The sequence below is a fragment of the Hylemonella sp. P2_B10 genome (assembly GCF_056404875.1).
The window spans coordinates 916509-934716 of the sequence record NZ_JBFUDE010000001.1; the positions used below are offsets into that span (position 1 = coordinate 916509).

The window sequence follows — 18208 nt, forward strand, 5'->3', positions numbered from 1 at the left end:
TCGCAAGGCCTGCACACAGCCAGCGCCGTCCAGACGCATGCCGCAAGTCGTCGCCTTCCTGCGCGCCATCAACGTGGGTGGCCATGTGGTCACGATGGAGCGGCTGCGCGCGCTGTTCGAGGAAGCCGGCTGTCAGCAGGTGGAAACCTTCATCGCCAGCGGCAACGTGATCTTCAACACCAGCGCGCGCAACCTGGCCGCGCTGGAAGCCAAGCTGGAAAAGCACCTGGAGAAGGCGCTGGGCTACGAGGTGAAGACCTTCGTGCGCACCGTGCCGGAGGTGGTGGCGCTGGCCGGCTACGCAGCCTTCAGCCCCGAAGAAGCCGCCAAGGCGCACACCATCAGCGTGGGCTTTCTGGCGCAGCCCTTGGGCAAGGAAGCCATCGGTGCCGTCAACGCGCTGCAGTCACCCGAAGACGCCTTCCACCACCAAGGCCGCGAGCTGCATTGGCTGACGCGCATCAGCCAGGCAGATTCCAAGCTGTCCAACGCCAAGTTCGAAAAGGCATTGAAGGGCAACGTGACCTTTCGCAATCTGAACACGGTGGTGCGTTTGGCTGCCAAGTACGGTCCTAAGAAAGCCAAGTCGTGAGGCGCTGGCGGGGATCAAGCCAGCCGTGCCAACCGGTTGGCGATGATCATGCCGACGCGGCACTCGGCTCCGCGGCTGTCCCCCGGGCCTTCGGCCCTCCTCCTTGATGCCGCTGCGCCGAATGCCGCATCGACCTGATCCTGGAGACGTGACTGGCGCGCCTGCGGTGGTATTGCGGCGCCACGCCTGCCAGCGGCCCCGATGTCGCTGGGGCGCGTGACGTAGCGAAATCAAGGGGGAGGCCCGCAGGGCCGGAGGACATTCGCGAAGTCACGCGCCCCAGCGGCGTCGGCAGCAAAAGACCTGCAACCCCCGGCAGCATCAGCCACCACACACCAAAGCGATCAAGCCTTGGTCTGGTATTGGAAGACTTCTTCCAGCGGCTTGCCAAACGCCATGGCGATGCGAAACGCCAGCTCCAGTGAAGGCGAGTACTTCGCAGCCTCCACCGCGATGATGGTCTGGCGCGTGACGCCCACGCGGTCGGCCAGTTGCTGCTGGGTCATCTCGCCAGCATCGAAACGCAGGCGGCGTATGTGGTTGCTGATTTCGCCCGAGGCGCGCGCGGCGTCCATGGCTCAGTAACCCCGGCGGTAGGACACCACTTGCGCAATGTACTTGCCCAACTCCCCCAACACCCAGGCCAGCAGCAGCAACTGGCTGATGAACAGTGGTGTCAGCGTGTAGCCGGTTGTGCGCGCCGGCAGGCAGGTGATCAGCGTCCACAGGGCCACCGTCAACACCCAGTACGACGCCCGCAGCGAGCGGGCTTCTATGGCCTTGTCACGCTCGTCGCATTGTTCCCGTTTGCTGCGCACCGAGATCAGCACGTGCGCGCCTATGGTCAACATGGCTTGGGCAAACAAGGCGCCGAGAAAGTAATTCAGCACCACCGGCGTCGTCAACTGCCCATCGACAAACAACTGCAGCACGTGGCCGAAATAGGGAATGAAGATGAGCAGCGTGATGGCCAGGCAGATCCAGGCACTTTTTTCGCGGTACAGCATGTAGGCACTCCTGAAAGTCAATTACAGGAGACTTAATGTAAATTATTTTTTACATTAAGTACAATTTAATTAACTCAATGAGGCCTAGAGAGCCAATAGGCCGGAAATATCAAAGCAATTGAAGCCTCGCCGGGAGGCGGTGCCATCAGCCCTTACAATGATGACTGACGGGCCTTCCCGCATGGTGAAGCGGCCAACCGGGTCAGGTGGGGAACCAAGCAGCCCTAACTGTGGAGTCAGTGCCGGGGTCGAGGCTCGTCAACTTATTCAAACAAACAAGCCCCGCGTTGCGGGGCTTGTTTGTTTTCCGGGCCCCGCATCGCACGGCCTGTCTGTTTTCAGCCTTCAGCGAAAGGCTTGGCGCAACTCGGCAGCGCACAAGCGCACCGCCGAATTGGCCTCGTCCACCACCCGGCCCATGGTGATGAAGCCGTGGATCTGGCGCTCAAAGCAGATCTGCGTCACCGCGTTGCCGGCTTCGCTCAATTTCTGCGCATAGGCCAGGCCCTCGTCGCACAGCGGGTCGTAGCCGGCGGTCAGCACCAGCGCCGGCGGCAGGTTCTTCAGGTTCTCGCACAGGATGGGGGAGGCGCGCCATTCCAGGTTCTGCGCCGGGTCGGGCAAGTAGTTGTCGTGGAAGTAGTCCATGGTCTCCTGCGTCAGCAGGTAGCCCTGGCCATTGGCCTTGTACGACGGATAGCCGGCGCGCTGGTCGGTGGCCGGGTAGATCAGCAACTGGAAGGCGATGGCCAAGTCACCGGCATCGCGCGCGCACATGCTGACCACCGCTGCCAGGTTGCCACCAGCGCTGTCACCGCCCACGGCGATGCGCTGGGCATCCAGCCCCAGCTGGGCGGCGTTGTCGCGCACCCAGTAGGTGGCGGCCAGGCTGTCGTCCAGCGCGGCCGGGTAGGCATGTTCGGGTGCCAGCCGGTAGTCCACTGCCACCACCGCGCAACCGGCGTGGTGGCACAGGTCGCGGCACAGTGTGTCGTGCGTGTCCAGGTCGCCAATCGTCCAGCCGCCGCCGTGGTAGTACACCAGCACCGGCAGCGGCGCGCCCGTGGCGCCCAGCGGCTTGTACAGGCGTAGCGCGATGTTGTCCTGCGGTCCGGGCGCGCTCAGCTCGGTGACAGAGGCCACCGGCTGCGGTTCGGGTTGGGTGAAGGAGCGGCGCTCGCGGTAGACGCGGCGGGCCTCAACAGGCGTGAGTGTGTGGGTGGGGGGAAAGCCCTTGCTGGCGATCAGCGCCAGCAAGGCTTGTGTTTGAGGGTGCAGCATGGGGCCATGTTAACAAGCCCCATGGCAAATTCATGTCACCACGGTGAGGAAGACGCCATAGCCTATGCCTGCACACCAGGCCAGGCCACAGGCTGCCAGGAAGCAGCCGTAGGCGCCTCCCAAGGCTGACCAGAAAGCGCTGACGGCGCGCGAAATTCCATGGTACGGAAGCAGTAGCAGGTGCAGTGCCCACCACACAATTTGATTGAATGACAGCATGCGCGAAGGTTACCCGTTTTCACTCCGCATTCAGGTGATGCTGCGCACAAATGGCGTAAATTTTCCCAAAAAAAGTGTAATCAGGTTTGTCAAAAATCCTGCGTATACGGAGACGTATCCCCCAAAGGTGGGAGTCGGCAACGGTCAACGCTATGGGCACATGCCAACAAGGCATGGTCGGCGCAGGCAAGGCGGCCTCACTGCCCCAGCCATTGCAGCGCCGACAGCCCGGCCTGCCGCCCACTGGCAAAGCAGGCGGTCAGCAGGTAGCCGCCGGTGGGGGCCTCCCAATCCAGCATCTCGCCAGCGCAGAACATGCCGGGTAATGCGTTCAGCATCAGGCCCGGTGTCATGGCTTCAAAGCGCACGCCACCGGCGGTGCTGATGGCCTCTGCCATCGGACGCGGCGCCGCCAAGTGCACCGGCAAGGTCTTGATGGCCTGGGCCAGCTCGGCCGGGTGGCCCATGGCCTCCTTGGTCAACAGCTCGTGCAGCAGGCCCATCTTGATGCCCTCCAGCCCCAACCGGCTTTTCAGGTGGCTGCTGAGCGAGCGCGAGCCGCGCGGGTGGGCCACCTCGGCCAGCACCTTGGGCGCGGGCATGTCGGGCAACAGATCCAGGTGGAACACCGCCTTGCCCTGCGCCGCGATGTCGTCGCGCAGCAGGTGCGCGGCGGCATACACCAGGCTGCCCTCCACGCCGGTTGCGGTGGCCACGAATTCACCCTTGCGGGTGAAGCGCGGGCCGTCAGGCGGTGACGCACCGGGCACGCTGAGCGCCACTGACTTGAAGGGCTGGCCGGCGAAGCGGCTGGCGAAATGCTGGCTCCAACCTGCACGCCAGCCATCGGGCGTGGGCACGGTCACATCAAAGCCGCAATTGGCCGGCAGCAACGGCGCCACATCCACACCCTGTGCCTGCAGCAGTGCAGCCCAGGCGCCGGTGGAGCCCAGGCGCGGCCAGCTGCCGCCCCCCAGCGCCAGCACCACCGCACGGGCCTGCACGGTGCGTGCGCCATCAGGCGTTTCAAAACACAGGCTGTGGGCGCCAGCGCCCACCGGCGGCTCGGCCCAACCCGTCCAGCGGTGCCGCATGTGGAACTGCACACCCGCCACGCGCAGCCGGTGCAACCAGGCGCGCAACAGCGGCGCGGCCTTCATGTCCTTGGGAAACACCCGGCCAGAGCTGCCAACGAAGGTGGCCACGCCCAGGGCCTCAGCCCAGGCGCGCAGCTCTGCGGCGCCAAAGGCCTGCAGCAGCGGTTGCACTTGCGCCTGGCGCGCGCCGTAGCGGCTGGCGAACAGGGTCGCAGGCTCGCTGTGCGTCAGGTTCAGGCCACCCTTGCCGGCCAGCAGGAACTTGCGCCCCACCGACGGCATGGCGTCGAACACCGCCACGCGGGCGCCGCCCTGGGCCAGCATCTCGGCCGCCATCAGCCCGGCCGGGCCGCCACCCATCACGGCGGCATCAACAGTTGTCGTTTCGCTCATCACCATCCGAATTCAATCCACCAACACCAGGTCACCCTGGGCAGTGAGGAAAGCAGCGCGCACTGAGGCCGCCGCGTGTATGGCCTGCACAGCCTGCCGGTATTCGCGCAGCTGGGCCAATGCCGATTCCTGTTGCTGCGGGTTGCTGGCCGACTTGTAGTCCAGCACCCACCATTCCCCGCTGTCACGCAGGCGCACCAGCCGGTCCAGCCGCAGGCTCTTGCCCTGGAACACCAGTTCCACCTCATTGGCCTGCCAGGCCAGCTGGGCCTCGTCCCAGGCCCAGGCACCGGCACCCTGCAAGATGCTGCTTGCCATGGTGGCCGCCTGCTCGGCTTGCTCAGGCGCCAGGCCCCATTCGCGCACCACCTGCTGCACATGGTGGGCCTGCACGCTGCCCCACTGCAGCAGCCGGTGCGCGGCCGAGCCCACGCGCGCGGCATCTGTTGCCATGGCCACAGAGACGGTGCCGGCCATAGGCGCCATGGCACCCGCCGCTGCACCCGCCGCCGGGCGCGCCAACTCGAATGACGGCAACTCCAGCAGACTGAAAGACTGCGCGCCATTGTCGTGCACCGGCGGCTCGGGCACCTGCAAAGCATCATCAGCCAGCGGCGCGGCATGGTCGGCCAGCCGGCGCCACCAGCTGCCTTCGGTGGCACGGTGCGGGGCAATGGCCGAGATGGCCAGCCGCGCGCGAGCGCGGGTGGTGGCGACGTACAAGGCGTTGATTTCCTCGCGCTGGCGCTCCTGGCGCTCGCGCGCCAGCGTGTCGCGGGCACAGGCCGGCGGATGGGCCTCGCTGGCCAGGAAGACGAATTTTTCCGGCCAAGCGGCCTCGCCCGGCCAGTCCACCAGCACGCCCATGGTCTGGGCGTTGCGCTCCACCGTGTCGGTGTCGAGCAGCAGCACGGCGTCGGCCTCCAGCCCCTTTGCGCCGTGGATGGTCAGCAGGCGCACCGCCAGTGGGTCCACGGCGGCCGGGGCCTGCACGCCGCCGGCCTTCAGCGCGCGCACCAGCGCATAGGGCGTAGCAAAGCGCCCGCCGCCCAGCTGCAACGCCACGCCGGGCAGCGCACGCAGGTTGGCCAGCACGGTGCCGCGCAGCGGTGCCGGCGCGGCAACGGCAAAGCGGGCCAGCAGATCGCCATCCTGGTAGATGGCTTGCAGGGCGTCATGGGGCGGCAGGCTGTCCAGCCACAGCCTCCAGCGCGCCAGTGCGGCGCCGGCCTGGCGCAGGCTGGCGGGCCAATCCAGCGCGCCATCCTCGGCACCAGCGGCTTCTTGCTGCAGCACCTGGTACCAGCCCAGCGGGCACGGCGGCGGGTAGCTGTCGGCCCGGCCGGCGCCGGGGCGTGCGGCCAGTGCGCGCTGGCGCAGGGCCAGCTGCACCAGGTCGTGATCGCTGGCGCCGAAGATGGGCGACTTCAGCGCGCGCGCCAGCGACAGGTCGTGCTGCGGCGACACCAGCACGTCCAGCAGCGCCACCACGTCCTGCACCTCGCAGCATTCGATCAGCTCAGTCTTCTCGCCCACCTGGGCCGGAATGCCCAGGGCGCGCAGTTCATCGTTCAGCGGCCCCAGGCCGGCACGCCGCCGCGACAGCACCATCACCTCCTGCGGCGGCAAGCCGCTGGCCACCTGCAAGGCCACCCAGCGCGCGGCCTGGCGCGCTTCCAGCGTGCGCAGGGTCTCCTCGGGCAGTTCACGCGGCGTGCTCAGGCTGTCGCGCCAGCACAGCGCGGCATCATCGCTGTCGTCGCCGGCTTCCCCGCGGGGTTCACGCGGTATCACCGGCAAACGGGTCACCTCGCCGCTATGCAATGCGGCGGTGGTGTGCGGGCGAAAGCCGTCGTAGCCATCGTGCGCGCGGGCGTGGCCCATCACCGCATTGACGGCGGCGATCACCTGCGGCGCATTGCGCCGGGTGTGGTCGCAGCTCAGCAGCTCGCCGCCTAGACCGGTGCGCACAAACTGTTGCGCCGCCTTGAACACCTGCGGCTCGGCGCGGCGAAAGCGGTAGATGCTCTGCTTGGGGTCGCCCACAATGAACACGCTGGGCGCCTGGCCACCGCCACCGCTGCCGCCATAGCCGCTGAGCCACGACAGCAGGGCCTGCCACTGCAGCGGGTTGGTGTCCTGGAACTCGTCGATCAGCAGATGGCTCACCTGGGCGTCCAGCCGCTGCTGCACCCAGCCCGACAGCACGGCGTCGCCCAGCATCACCAGCGCGGCGCGTTCGACGTCGTTCATGTCTATCCAACCGTGCTCGCGCTTGACGGCGGTGTACTGCGCAATCAGCACCCGGGTCAGCGAGGCCATGCGCTGCTGGTGCAGCCAGGCCTGGTGCTGGTGCTGGGCTGCGCACAGCTGCACCAGCTCGGCTTCGGCTTCCTGAGCGACCGGGAACTTGCGCAGGTGCTGGGTCAGCCGGTCTTCATCGGCCACGAAGAAGGCCTTGCGCAGCATGGCCAGGCGCATGGCGTCGTCCACACCTTCGGCAAACGCATCCACCACGGCGGCGGCGGCCTTCTGCGGCGTCTTGTTGGCCTCGCCGCCCAATGACGCGGCACGCGCCAGCCAGCGGGTGCGGGTGCCCTCGCCCGCCAGTGCCTGGGCCGGCTCGTCCAGGTGCTTCAGAGCGGCATGGCGTTGCGTGAAATGCTGCACCGAACCGTCCACCTCGCCTTGCGCATCGGCCAGGGTGAACTCCACCCGCTTGGTCAGCGCCGCGTTCAGCGCTTTCTCGGCCTGGGCGCGGCCGTGCTCGAACACCAACGCCTGGTAGTCGGCCTGGCGCTCGGGCTGCTCCAGCAGCGCGGCATAGAAGCGCCGCCACACCAGGGCCACGGCCTGAGCGTCGTCCTCCAGCAACTCGTAGTTGGCCGGCAGGTCCAGTTGCTGCAACAGCGCCAATGGCGCGCTGCGCAGCAAGGCAGCAAACCAGCTGTGGAAGGTGCGAATCTGCACCTCGCGGCCGCTGCCCAGCAGCTGCGCATACAGCCCGGCCAACGCGGCACACTGGGCCGCCGTGGGTGGGCCGCCGGCGCCGTCGGACATGCCGCGCAGCGCCAGCTCCTGGCGCAGCCGGGGCTCGTCGGCCTGGGCGAAGTCTTCCAGCCATTTGTACAGGCGCTCGCGCATCTCGCCGGCCGCGCGCTTGGTGAAGGTGATGGCCAGGATGTCCTGCGGCAGCACCCGCAGCTGGCCGTCGGTGCCCACGCCGTCCAGCAGCGCACGCAGGATGCGCGACACCAGCATCCAGGTCTTGCCGGCGCCGGCACAGGCCTCCACCGCCACGCTGCGGCGCGGGTCGCAGGCCACGGCGTAGAACTCGCTGGCGCTGACGTTGCGCCCGTTGCGCTCATAGGCCGCGCTGATCGCGGTGTCGGCGCTCATGCCGCACTCCAGAAATCCTTGCGGCACAGCCCGCGCGCTGCGCAAAACTCGCAGGCCTTGCCCTCGCCCAGCGCCGGCAGCGCGGCACCGGCGGCGATGCGCGACATGTCCTCGCGTATGCCCAGCACCAGCGCGTCGCGCAGCTCCACGATGCCGGGCTGGGCCAGGCTTTGCGTGCCCTCGCGCTCGCCCACATGCAGGTAGGCGGCCGACAGTGTGTCGTCTTCCAGCAGCGCGGCGTAAAAGGCCAGTTGGGTGTCCTCCAGCGGCTGCTTGACGCGCTCCTTGGTGGTGGCCAGGCTCTCGGTCTTGTAGTCGATCACCAGCGCGCTGCCATCGCGCAGGCGGTCTACGCGGTCTATCTTGCCCACCAATTGCAGCTCGCCCAGCGGCGTCTGCCGTGGCACCTCGGCCAACTCAAACCGGGTGCCACTGGCCTCGTGGTCCAACAGCCACGCCAGGTAGCCGTCGCGCACCCGGGGCCAGGCCGCGGCGAAGGGCAGGAACTCGGCGGCGGACAAATGCATTTCCGCCGTGGCCTGCTGGGCGGCGGCTTCCAGGTCCGTCTGCCGTTGCACCGCATGGGCCGCCGGTGCGCCCGCCTGCTGTTCGTGGAACAGCTTGAGCACCAGGTGCAGCCAGTTGCCGAAATCGCGCTTGTCCAGCTCGGTGTCCAGCTCGTCGGCCTCTTGCAACCGCAGCTGGCGCAGCGCAAAAAACCGGTAGGGGCAGCGCCGCAGGTCTTCATAGGCGCTGGCCGACAGCCGGCTGACGGCCAGTTGCGCGCCCACCGGCATCGGGTGCGGCGTGGCCTGCGGCTGCAGCAGGCGCTGGCCGCTGACGTCAGCACTCAGCGCCGCATCGCCCTGCAGCCACAGCTGGCGCACAAAGCCGCTGGGCATCAGGGTCTCACCCGCCTCGCCGGTGCGCCACAGCAGGTCGATGTGGGGCGTCTGCAAGGCATAGCGCCAGGCCCGCTCGGCGCCCTGCGCCAGCTGCTCGCGCGAGGCCAGGCCTAGCAGCGCGCGCTGCGCCGCCGTCCAGGGCCCTGGCGGCTCGGGCGACATGGGCAGGCGTACCTCGTCGCAACCGGCCAGCACCACGGCCGGTAGCGGCCGGCCCAGCAACTGGCTGAGCGGCAGCACCACCACCTGCTCCTGCGGCGGGTACTCGGGCGCGTAGCTCACGCCCTCCAGCGCCTGGCGTGCCCAGTTGGTGAACTCGGCCAGGCTCAGGCGTGCGCGCATGTGCGCGTATTCGGCCTGGCCGTCGGGCGTCAGCCTCAGCGCGCGCAACACGGCCTGGCCCAAGGTGTCGGCCTCCAGGCCGGGCCATTGGCCGCTGGCGTGCAAGGCATGGCCCAGGTCACGCAACCAGGCACCGATGGCGCGGCTGGTCTGCAGCGGCTCACGCAGCGCTTGCGCCTGGGCACCCAGCGCCATGCCGTGCGAGGCGGCACGCCAGTCGCTGATGGCGCGGCGGCGAAACTCGGCTTCGGCGGCGCTCACCGCAGCGGGGTCGAAGGCCGGCGCGTTCTTCAGCCAGTCCAGCACGGTGTCGGTGTCGGCATCCCAGGTGGATGCGGCCAGCAGACCCATGACGCCAGCGGCGGCACGGGTGGTCGACAGCTTCCAGCCGGTCTCGTCGCGCACCGCCAGGCCCTTGTGTGCCAGCAGGGCCAGCACGCGGCGCGTCAGCACCCGGTCTTGCGCGGCCAGCGCCACCGGCATGCGGCCCTGGGCCAGGTGGGCCAGCACGCAGGCCGCGGCGCGGCGCGCCTCGTCCTCGCCATCGCTGGCGGCATGCAGGCTGCGCTGGCCGGGCGGTGCAGGCAGGTCCAGCGGCAAGGCCAGCACCCGGTCGGCAAAGCGCGCTTTCAACGCCTCGGTCAACGGCTCGGTCTGGAAACCCTCCAGCACCACCAACAGATCCAGTTCAGCATCAAACAGCACGTCGGTGGCATAGCTGGAGTTGGCCGCCCAGGCCAGCGCGATGCGCGCAATGGCCAGCTCCAACGCCAACACCGGCCCGTCCATGCCGGCGGACAAGGTCTGCGCCATCTGCTCGCCCCAGGCCCCGCGTTGGCGCGGTGGCTGGGCCGCGGCCAGGCGCGCCAGCGCCCAGGCGGCCTCCAGCACGCGCGGTGCCAGCACCTCGGCACGCGGGGTCAGGCCGGCACGCGCCACCAGGCTGGCGGCAGTCAGCACATCGTGCGCGGCGTCCAGCCGCAAGTCGTCGCCTGCCAGCGCCACGCCGCCCAGCGCGACGCTCCAGTTCATGGTGGTCTCCAGGCGCGGCATGAAACCGGCATCTGGCGCGCCTTGCGCCCAGGCACTGCGGGCCTCCTGCATCAGCTGCGCATAGGGCAGCAACACCACGGTGCGTGCCGGGTGCACCTGCCGGCTGGCGATGGCCGCGCGCACCTGCGCCACCACGCGTGCCCATGCCTGCGCCACGTGGTGATGTTGATGAGTTTTTGCTATGTCAACCATAGCAACACCACGGAATGTGGGGAGGGTTGGTTTCTGTCACAATTCCCCCAACTTTACCCGTAGCGACAACTCCAAACGAGGAACCACCATGGCAAGCGAACTGATCAAACATGTTTCCGACGCGTCCTTCGAGACCGACGTGCTGCAATCGCAGCAGCCGGTGCTGGTGGACTACTGGGCCGAGTGGTGCGGCCCCTGCAAGATGATTGCGCCGCTGCTGGACGAAGTCTCCACCACCTACCAGGGCAAGCTGCAGATCGCCAAGATGAATGTGGACGAAAACCGCGACGTGCCGGCCAAGTTCGGCATCCGTGGCATCCCCACGCTGATGCTGTTCAAGGATGGCCAGCTGGCCGCCACCAAGGTGGGCGCGCTGAACAAGGCCGCGCTGACCGCCTTCATCGACCAGGGCCTGGCGGCCTGACAGGTCTGCTGGCGGCGGGCTGCGGCCTGCCCGCCCACTGCAACAAGCCGGTGCCACGCACCGGCTTTTTTTTTGCCGCATCTGGGTGATGGCGTCGTGGTTTACCCGCAGTCCGGTGTGAAACCGTCATCCGTCGCGTGCCTCTGCGTTTCGTCCACGGCGACGGTTGCATTCGGCATGCCTCTTTACATTTCTTCTTCAAATATCCCCGCCCTCTCCATGGCCTGAACTTGCAATGGACTTGCCGGTGCGGTGCATGCACCCAACCGGCAAACCGGCCGGACAACAGGCTTGTCCGGATGCTCAACGCAAGGCAAATGAAGGGAGACGGCCATGAAATACCTGGTATCACTGTTGTTGATCGCATTGCTGACCGCATGCGGCGGCGGAGCGCAAGAGTCAGACGACTGGACGCAAGACGATGACGACGGCTATGACTACAACGTCGCGCCGGTGGCCGTGGCCAGCGCCTACGACGCCCAGGTCCCGCTGGGCCAGATGATCCGGCTCATCGGCAGCGCCAGTTTTGATGCCGACCACGACCCGCTGTACTACCACTGGAACCTGTACGACACCCCGGCCGGCGAGACCGCCCTGTTCAGCGGCGGCAACACCGCCATGCCGCAGTTTCAGCCCACCCGCACCGGGACCTACAAGTTCACGCTGTATGTCAGCGACGGCAAGGACTACAGCGACGACGCCGACATCAACGTCGAGGTGGTGGCCCCGCTGCAACCGGGCGTGGGCGGCACCGCCCGCAGCGACGCCGATCGCAGCCAGTCCTACTGGGCTTATGACGCCGCTTTGCAGCCCAGCGGCGCTGTCGCCATCCGATTGACCAGCCTGCCGACATGGCAGGACCAGCTGGTCATCGAGTGCGCCAACAACGCCGTGCAGAACTACTACCTGCAAACAACCGCGCCCATCCTGGACAGCCGCATCACCTACCAGATCGGCACCAACAGCGCGGTGACGGAAACCTGGCTCAAGGACGGCAGCAAGCTGTACCCGGCCGCACCCAACATGGAGTTCCTGCGCAAGCTGTTCGTCAACACCGACTTCCGTTACACCGCCAGCGGCATCTTCGGCTCCACCCAGGGTGGCCTGGTGCGCCTGGCTGGCCTGCCAGCCACGGTGGACGCCACGCGCAACCTGTGCGGCTGGCCGCAAGACAGCTTCCCGGCCGGCAATGGCTGGTCTGCCCCGCTGCCCACGACCATCCCCGCCGACGCCAAGGAGGGCACCAACGACCCGACCGCCTTTGCCAGCGGCGTGCGGCCCAGCCTGTCAGGTGAGTACTTCCGTGTATTGGCCTGGAAAGCGGTGAACGCGCGCGGCAAGACGCAGCTGATCGTGCGCGCCGGCGATGCGCAAGGCCCCTGCGCCGGCACGCTGGGCGCGTCGCCCGACAGCTACTTCGCCGTCCAGGACGGCCGGACCATCGCGCTGACCACCGGCACCAGCTTTGCCAACAGTTGCACCGCGCCGGCGGTCTATGCACTGAACGGCGACTACGACCCGGACCGGCCGTTCACGTTGCAGGTCTACACCCAGCACGTGGACGCCAACAACCGCGGCAAGCCCTTCACGGCGCTGCAATTCGGCTGAGCCCTGCCGCGGGCAGGCTTGCGGGCGCAGGGGTACGCCGCAACGCCGGGAAAGCCCGGTGTTGCGGGGCGCCCCCGGTCCTGCAATTTCCTGTCATAATCAGCCCTGATCGCCGGCCGCACCCGCGCAGCCGGTTCGAATTTGGCGCGAAGGGCCGGTGTTAAGCCCCTTGCGACGACCTCCCCCCGATTCGTTTCCAACCTATCCGACATTTCGGTCAACCTGCCCCTCGGGCCCCAACTCCATGCATTTGAACGAACTCAAGGCACTGCACGTGTCCGAAGTCCTGAAACAGGCCGAAGAGCTTGAAATCGAAAACACCGGCCGCATGCGCAAGCAGGAGCTGATGTTCGCCATCATCAAAAAGCGCGCCCGCGCCGGCGAACAGGTGATTGCCGACGGCGTGCTGGAAATCCTGCCCGACGGCTTCGGCTTCCTGCGCAGCCCCGACACCAGCTACACCGCCAGCACCGACGACATCTACATCAGCCCCAGCCAGGTGCGCCGCTTCAACCTGCACACCGGCGACATGATCGAAGGCGAAGTGCGCACGCCCAAGGACGGCGAACGCTACTTCGCGCTGAACAAGCTGGACCGCGTCAACGGCGGCGGCCCGGAAGAGAACAAGCACAAGGTGATGTTCGAAAACCTGACGCCCTTGTTCCCCAAGGAGCAGATGAAGCTGGAGCGCGACATCAAGGGTGAAGAAAACATCACCGGGCGCATCATCGACATCATCGCCCCCATCGGCAAGGGCCAGCGCGCGCTGCTGGTGGCGCCGCCCAAGAGCGGCAAGACGGTGATGATGCAGCACATCGCCCACGCCATCGCCGCCAACTACCCCGACATCCACATGATGGTGTTGCTGGTGGACGAGCGCCCCGAAGAAGTGACCGAAATGCAGCGCAGCGTCAAGGGCGAGGTGATTGCCTCCACCTTCGACGAGCCGGCCGCCCGCCACGTGCACGTGGCCGAAATGGTGATCGAGCGCGCCAAGCGCCTGGTCGAACTGAAGAAGGACGTGGTGATCCTGCTGGACTCCATCACCCGCCTGGCGCGCGCCTACAACAACGTCGTGCCATCTTCGGGCAAGGTGCTGACCGGTGGTGTCGATTCCAACGCGCTGCAGCGCCCCAAGCGCTTCCTGGGCGCGGCCCGCAATGTGGAAGAAGGCGGCTCGCTGACCATCATCGCCACCGCGCTGATCGACACCGGCAGCCGCATGGACGAAGTGATCTTTGAAGAATTCAAGGGCACCGGCAACAGCGAAATCCACCTGGACCGCCGCCTGTACGAAAAACGCGTGTTCCCCTCCATCCAGCTGAACCGCAGCGGCACGCGCCGCGAAGAGTTGCTGCTGGCGCCGGAAATCCTGCAAAAGACCCGCATCCTGCGCCAATTCATGTACAACATGGACGAAATCGAGTCCATGGAGCTGATGCTGAAGAACATGAAGGCGACCAAGACCAATGTCGAGTTCTTCGACATGATGCGTCGCGGCGGTTGATCGCTCTTTTTTGCCGACGGGCCGCCCCTAGACAAAAAGCGGCCCCCTTGGGGGACAGGACGGACACGCAGTGCCGGACGTGGGGGCACTGATACAAGCCTGATACGCAGGCAATACGGGGCTGACGCGGCGGCGCCACCCCGCTCTTCCCGCCTTGCGGCGCACAGAGCACAATACAGGCATCTCACCGGCTGGCCAGACCCCCATTGGCTAACCGGGCACAACAAGAGGATGCCTCCATGAACAACGCTCGCCAACCCTCTCGCACCCGACAGCCGCGCGCTCTTGCGCGCGCCCCGCTCGTGCTGGCCCTGTCCCTGGCCAGCCTGGCCACCTGGGCCGCTGAGGACGCCCAGATCGTCATGGTGGTGGGCAAGGTCGAGGTGCAGCAAAACGCCCAGGGCGATTGGCGCCAGGCCGCCGTCAACCAGAAGCTCAACGCCGGCGACGCCGTGCGCACCGGCGAGGCCAGCCAGATGGCCCTGGTCGCCGCTGACCAGACCCAGGTGCGGCTGAACCAGCAAAGCTTGTTCAAGCTGAAGAACGTCGGCAACCAGGAGGGCGGCACCGCACTGGAGTTGCAGCAGGGCCGCATGTGGGCGCAGGCCAAGCAATTCTTCACCGGCGTGTTCCGCCGCACCACCAGCCTGGTCAACAGCCAGCCCGGTCGGCGCCTGCAGGTCACCACCCCCACATCCACCATCGGCATTCGCGGCACCGACTGGGAGGTCAGCGTGGGCGATGCCGGCACCACGCAGGTGGCCGTGTTCAGCGGTGAGGTGGAGGTCGGCAACGAGCTGGGCCAGGTGCTGGTGGCCCCCAATGAGCAGGCCACGGTGCGCGCCGGCCAGGCGCCGGTGAAGGTGCTGCTGTCAAACGCCAAAGACCGCGTGCAGTGGGTCACCGCCTACCGCCCCACCCCGCGCCGCTGGGTGCCCAATCCGTCGGCCGAGTTGGCCCCTGCTGTGAAAGCCATCGAAGGCGGCGACTATGCCAGCGCGCTGGCAAGCTTGAAGCCACAAGCCGCCACGTCGCCGCAAGCGGCCCTGCTGCTGGCCGACATGTACCTGTTCCTGGGCCAGTCGGACGACGCCATTGCCTTGCTGGCCCCGGCCAGCCGCGGCGGCAACGCCACCGCCACCGCATTGACGGCACGCGCACTGACCGTGGCCGGCCGCATGGACGAGGCCACCAAGCTGCTGGCCGCGGCCCTGGCGCAGCGCCCCGGCGACCGCGAACTGCTGCTGGCGCAGGCCGATCTGACGCGCCTGCAAGGCGACGGCCCGGCTGCGCTGGACCTGTTCACCAAAGTGGCGGCCACGGACGCCAACAGCCACGAGGCCTGGTTCGGCATCGGCCGCATCGAGAACGAAAAGGAAAACGTGGTGCCGGCCCGGACCGCGCTGGACAAGGCCATCACCCTGGCGCCGCAAGCCCCCGGTTACCACGGCGAACTGGCCACGCTGCAGACGCTGACCAGCGACCTGCCAGCAGCCCGCGCCAGCTTTGACGAGGCGCTGAAGCAGCAGCCCGACGACTACCTGGCCTGGACCGGCCTGGGCATCCTGCAACTGAAAGCCGGCCAACCGCAGCAGGCGCTGGAGTCCTTCCTGAAGGCCGGCGTCATCGAGCCGCGTTTCGCCCGTGCCCAGCTGTACACCGCGGTGGCTTACTACCAGCTGGGCAACTACGGCCGCGCGCTGGAAACCGTGAAGAAAGCCGCCGAGCAAGACCCCAAGGACCCGCTGCCCTACGTGATGATGGGCCTGATGCAGGGTGACGCGCTGGACCTGGGCGCAGCCGTGGACGCCGCCCGCCAGGCGCAGGCGCGCATGGGCTACCTGAAGTCGCTCAACCCCATCGCCAACGACCAGAAGGGCAGCGCCAACCTGGGCAGCGCGCTGGCCAATTTCGGCGCCGAGCAGTGGGCCTCGTACTACGCCGCGCAGGCCTACACGCCCTACTGGGCCGGCAGCCACCTGTTCCTGGCCGACCGCTACACCGGCAAGTTCAACAAGAATTCCGAGCTGTTCGCCGGCTTCCTGGCCGACCCGACGGTGTTTGGCGCTTCCAACCGCTCGTCGTCGCTGGTCACCACGCCAGGGCACTATGGCCGCGTGGACCTGACGCTGGAGTCCAACGACTGGCGCCACCGCGACCTGACCGGCACCGTCAACGGCCTGTCGGTGCAGGGCGTGCCGTTCTCCTATTTCCTCAGCGGCGACGTCGACGACGCCGACGCCCGCGCCACGGCCACCACCGCGCGCCTGCACAACTACACGCTGGGCCTGGGCCTGAAGCCCAACTACAACACCTCGCTGTTCGCCTTTGCCACCGACTCCAAGGTCGATGCCACGCTGCGCACCAAGGCCTTCACCAACACGGCGATGGTGCAAGACCAGAGCCGGCTGGACCTGGGCGGCAACTTCAAGCTGGCCAACGACAACCAGATATGGCTGAAGGTGGGCCGCGGCACCCAGCGCAGCGACATCTCCGGCCCCTTCTTCAGCCAGGAACTGGCCGACACCCTGAACCGGGCGCTGCAAACGCGCGACATCTCGCCCAACGGCAACCTGGACCAGTTCCATGTGGATGCGGTGCAGACGGACGTGCAGTTCCGCCACTCGTTCACCCAAGGAGCCACGCAATGGAACTGGGGCCTGGAAACATCGCGCCAGACCATCGCGGCGCCCATCGTGCAGATGTTCCCGCCGGTGCGCCTGACCATTTCGCAACCCATCACGATCGACCAGCATGACGCCTATGTGTCGGCGCGTTATGGCGTGCCGGGCGGCAACACGCTGCAGCTGGACCTGTTCTACCAGAAAAACAGCGTGCGCCGCAGTGACCTCAGCAACCTGGACCTGGTCCGGCCCGGCAACGTCATCCCGCTGTCCACCTTCAACGAAAACAGCAAACAGGACACCAGCGAACTCAACCCCCGGTTGGGCTACGAGTGGCGCCTGGGGTCCGAGCAAAGCCTGAAGCTGGTGGCGCAAAGATGGCGCCGGCCGGCATCGGCCGCCACGCTGGCGTCGCCCGATACATTGGGCATCGCCGTCAACGACCTGTTGACCGCCACCGGTGGCCTGTACCAGCGCGCCCGCCTGCAGTACGACGGCGAATCCGGCCGCAACATGTTCTTCCAGGCCTACCTGGACCGCGAAGTGGTGGACAACGGCCTGGCCGGTGAACCCACCACGGTCAACGACTTCCAGCTGACGCAACTGGAGAGCCTGCGCAACAAGGCCGATGTGTTCTCGCCCAAGCAGGACCTGGACGACATCCCCCGCTTCGTCAAGGGCAATGTGTCCACCCTGGGCCTGGCGGGCAGCATGCTGGTCGGCAGCAACCAGCTGGTGACGGCGCGCTACCTGTATCGCGACAGCGAACAACAAGGCGGCTTGGCCGGCCTGATGGTGCCCTATGTGCCGCGCCACTACCTGCTGCTGGGCAGCCAGTGGTCGTTGCCCGAGCGCTGGGTGCTGGGCGCCAGCGCGCTGTACCGCAGCCTGCGCTACCAGGACGACCTGAACCGCGACCCGCTGCTGGCCGGCTGGTCCTTCGGCCTGACGGCCTATTGGGAAACCGTGGACAAGCGTTCTGCGGTGCAGATCGTGCTGGACAACCTGCTGAGCGACAAGAAGGCCGCCATCCAGCCCGACCCGCACCTGCTGGTGCGCTACATCGGGCGGTTCTGAGGGCAGCCGGGGCGCCGCAACCGGCGGCCCGGTCAGCCCAGGGCTTGGCGACGCTCGCCAAGCTGTTGATTTCTATGTATAATCTGTGGTTTTTCGCGGAAAGTACGCCGGAATGGTCCGACGCGGCTCCCGCAATCGAATAGAGAGCACCCATGAAAGAAGGCATTCACCCCAACTACCGCGACGTTTGCTTCGTGGACCTGTCCAACGGCTTCAAGTTCGTGACTCGTTCCTGCGCCAACGCCAAGGAAATGATCAAGATGGAAGACGGCCGCGAACTGCCGCTGTTCAAGCTGGACACCTCCAGCGAATCGCACCCGTTCTACACCGGCACGCAAAAGTCGGTGGACAACATGGGTGGCCGCGTCGAGCGCTTCCGCAACCGCTTCGGCAAGCCCGCCGCCAAGTAAGCTGGCAACCAGCGTTCCCATGCGGAACGTTTTCTACAAAAAGGCAGTCCCCACAGGTGCTGCCTTTTTTGTTTGCTG

General features: G+C 67.0%; 12 protein-coding genes and 1 other RNA gene. 7 read left to right on the top strand and 6 right to left on the bottom strand.

Annotated elements, in window-relative coordinates; all coding sequences use genetic code 11:
* The first annotated feature begins 37 nt into the window (after positions 1–37).
* Complete coding sequence (locus AC1DX2_RS04465) at positions 38–592, top strand: DUF1697 domain-containing protein (RefSeq protein WP_477195079.1); 555 nt, start codon at positions 38–40, stop codon at positions 590–592.
* Positions 593–936: 344 nt separating this feature from the next.
* Here the strand turns inward: AC1DX2_RS04465 and AC1DX2_RS04470 are convergent, their stop codons facing one another.
* A complete protein-coding gene (locus AC1DX2_RS04470) occupies positions 937–1167 on the bottom strand; it encodes a helix-turn-helix transcriptional regulator (RefSeq protein WP_477195080.1) in 231 nt (76 codons plus the stop codon).
* Positions 1168–1170: 3 nt separating this feature from the next.
* Positions 1171–1599: a hypothetical protein gene (locus AC1DX2_RS04475; protein WP_477195081.1), complete on the bottom strand. Its 429-nt coding sequence runs from the start codon at positions 1597–1599 to the stop codon at positions 1171–1173.
* Positions 1600–1765: 166 nt separating this feature from the next.
* Between AC1DX2_RS04475 and ffs the strand changes: the two genes are divergently transcribed.
* An RNA gene (gene ffs, locus AC1DX2_RS04480) (signal recognition particle sRNA small type) lies at positions 1766–1862 on the top strand.
* An 82-nt stretch (positions 1863–1944) separates the two neighbouring features.
* Here ffs and AC1DX2_RS04485 read toward each other — a convergent pair.
* The 4 genes from AC1DX2_RS04485 to AC1DX2_RS04500 form a co-directional block, all read right to left on the bottom strand.
* Positions 1945–2880, bottom strand: a complete 936-nt coding sequence (locus AC1DX2_RS04485) for an alpha/beta hydrolase (RefSeq protein WP_477195082.1) — start codon at positions 2878–2880, stop codon at positions 1945–1947.
* A 416-nt stretch (positions 2881–3296) separates the two neighbouring features.
* Positions 3297–4595, bottom strand: coding sequence for a TIGR03862 family flavoprotein (locus AC1DX2_RS04490; protein WP_477195083.1), 1299 nt, complete (start codon positions 4593–4595; stop codon positions 3297–3299).
* 6 nt (positions 4596–4601) lie between these two features.
* Positions 4602–7988, bottom strand: a complete 3387-nt coding sequence (locus AC1DX2_RS04495) for a UvrD-helicase domain-containing protein (RefSeq protein ID WP_477195084.1) — start codon at positions 7986–7988, stop codon at positions 4602–4604.
* The gene (locus AC1DX2_RS04500) at positions 7985–10480 is read right to left on the bottom strand and encodes a PD-(D/E)XK nuclease family protein (protein WP_477195085.1); all 2496 of its coding nucleotides are present in this window, start codon (positions 10478–10480) and stop codon (positions 7985–7987) included. Before AC1DX2_RS04500 ends, AC1DX2_RS04495 begins: the two co-directional genes overlap by 4 nt.
* 88 nt (positions 10481–10568) lie before the next feature.
* On the opposite strand from AC1DX2_RS04500, the gene trxA reads away from it, so the two are divergent.
* The 5 genes from trxA (at position 10569) to AC1DX2_RS04525 (ending at position 18130) form a co-directional block, all read left to right on the top strand.
* Positions 10569–10904 (top strand): thioredoxin TrxA, encoded by a 336-nt coding sequence (trxA, locus tag AC1DX2_RS04505; RefSeq protein ID WP_477195086.1) that lies wholly within the window; start codon positions 10569–10571, stop codon positions 10902–10904.
* Between the two features lie 333 nt (positions 10905–11237).
* Positions 11238–12512: a PKD domain-containing protein gene (locus tag AC1DX2_RS04510; RefSeq protein ID WP_477195087.1), complete on the top strand. Its 1275-nt coding sequence runs from the start codon at positions 11238–11240 to the stop codon at positions 12510–12512.
* 244 nt (positions 12513–12756) lie between these two features.
* Positions 12757–14019, top strand: coding sequence for a transcription termination factor Rho (gene rho, locus AC1DX2_RS04515; protein ID WP_477195088.1), 1263 nt, complete (start codon positions 12757–12759; stop codon positions 14017–14019).
* Positions 14020–14258: 239 nt separating this feature from the next.
* Positions 14259–17720 carry a tetratricopeptide repeat protein gene (locus AC1DX2_RS04520; RefSeq protein WP_477195089.1) on the top strand — a complete coding sequence of 1154 codons (3462 nt, stop codon included), beginning with the start codon at positions 14259–14261 and terminating at the stop codon, positions 17718–17720.
* Positions 17721–17872: 152 nt separating this feature from the next.
* Positions 17873–18130 carry a type B 50S ribosomal protein L31 gene (locus tag AC1DX2_RS04525; RefSeq protein ID WP_477195090.1) on the top strand — a complete coding sequence of 86 codons (258 nt, stop codon included), beginning with the start codon at positions 17873–17875 and terminating at the stop codon, positions 18128–18130.
* Positions 18131–18208: the final 78 nt, after the last annotated feature.